The 1,501-nt window shown below is 34.0% G+C and carries 2 protein-coding genes; both read left to right on the top strand.

What is annotated here, in order from left to right; genetic code table 11:
• Positions 1-415: 415 nt before the first annotated feature.
• Positions 416-1,225 carry a Cof-type HAD-IIB family hydrolase gene (locus O970_RS08720; RefSeq protein ID WP_133459318.1) on the top strand — a complete coding sequence of 270 codons (810 nt, stop codon included), beginning with the start codon at positions 416-418 and terminating at the stop codon, positions 1,223-1,225.
• 6 nt (positions 1,226-1,231) lie between these two features.
• A complete protein-coding gene (tusA, locus tag O970_RS08715; protein WP_133459317.1) occupies positions 1,232-1,474 on the top strand; it encodes a sulfurtransferase TusA in 243 nt (80 codons plus the stop codon).
• Positions 1,475-1,501: the final 27 nt, after the last annotated feature.

The following is a 1,501-nucleotide window of genomic DNA, read 5'->3' as shown; positions in this document are numbered from 1 at the left end:
CCCTTAAATAGTAAATAGCTCAGGAAAAAAGAGAAAATTTGATATTTGGCATTTAGCGTTCATTAAGCCATAAGGAATATCCCTATAATAATGCAGTTGCTGAAGCGGCATTTAAAGTAGTGAAAACTCAATTGGTATTAAACACGATTTTTGATTCACTTGAACAGTTTAGACCATAATTTAATCTCTATGTGGATTGGTTTAATGACAAGAGGTTTTATTTGTCTTTAAATTACCCGTCATCAATGGAATATAAAATGAGGCTATGTCCTTATCTTTTTGGTACTAAAAAGATAAGGACATACCACAAAATGAGGTAGGCGTTGATTATTTGTACGTTTGTTATGGCTGATGTATGATATAGTGCGACTATTCGAGATAAATTAATGACAATTGAATAAGATTAGGGAGCGTTATGTATCACATCGTTGCATCAGATTTAGATGGCACTTTGCTTAATTCAGAGCATCAATTATCCGCCTTTACTAAGCAGGTTTTACAAGCATTAAGACAACGCGATATTCACTTTATTTTTGCTACAGGTCGTCATCATATTGATGTGGAACAAATGCGTGAAAATATGGACATTGATGCGTATATGATTACCTCTAATGGCGCAAGAGTACATAATAGCAAAGGTGAATTAATTTTAAGTAAAAATATAGCAACAGATATTGTGCCAGCTATTGTTAGCATTGCACAAGATAATCCTTATGTATATACGCATGTTTATTGTGGTGACAATTGGTTAATTAATAAAGAAGATAGTTACTCTTTATCTTTTTTTCAGGAAAGCAATTTCACCTATCAATTATTTGAACCAATGAACTGTCCAGTAAATGATATTGCTAAAATTTATTTTACTACCAGTGATGATAAGTATAATCAAGAATTAATTGCCATCCAACATCAGCTTGTCGATCTATTTGGTGATAAAATCAGTATTGCTTTCTCAACCTTAAATTGCTTAGAAATCATGGCGGCAGGTGTCAATAAAGGAAGTGCGTTAGCTTATATTGTTAATAAATTAGGCTATAAACTTGAACAGTGTATTGCTTTTGGCGATGGGATGAATGATTATGAAATGTTAACGACGGTGGGGAAAGGTTGTGTAATGAAGAATGCACCGCAAATCGTAAAAGATCATCTCCCTAATATAGAAGTTATTGGCGCCAATTCCGATGATGCTGTTCCTCATTATTTACAAACGTTATTATTAAAATAGTAGATTATGTCTAATCAAGAGTTACCTATTAAGCAAGAATTAAACACATTAGGTTTACGTTGTCCAGAGCCGATCATGCTGATTCGTAAAGCAATGCGTGAACTCAACTCAGGTGATATATTGTATGTCATCGCTGATGACCCAGCCAGTGTGCGTGACATCCCTGGTTTTTGTCGCTATATGGATCATGAGCTATTACAACAGCAAATCGATCACAAGCCCTTTACTTATTTAATTCGTAAAGGGTGATAGAGCTTATTAATTGTCTTATGTCAG

It is taken from the genome of Candidatus Schmidhempelia bombi str. Bimp (genome assembly GCF_000471645.3).
Taxonomy (GTDB): Bacteria; Pseudomonadota; Gammaproteobacteria; order Enterobacterales; family Orbaceae; genus Utexia; species Utexia bombi.
Note: the sequence above shows the minus strand (reverse complement) of the source record. Positions and strands in the feature narration are given on the sequence as shown.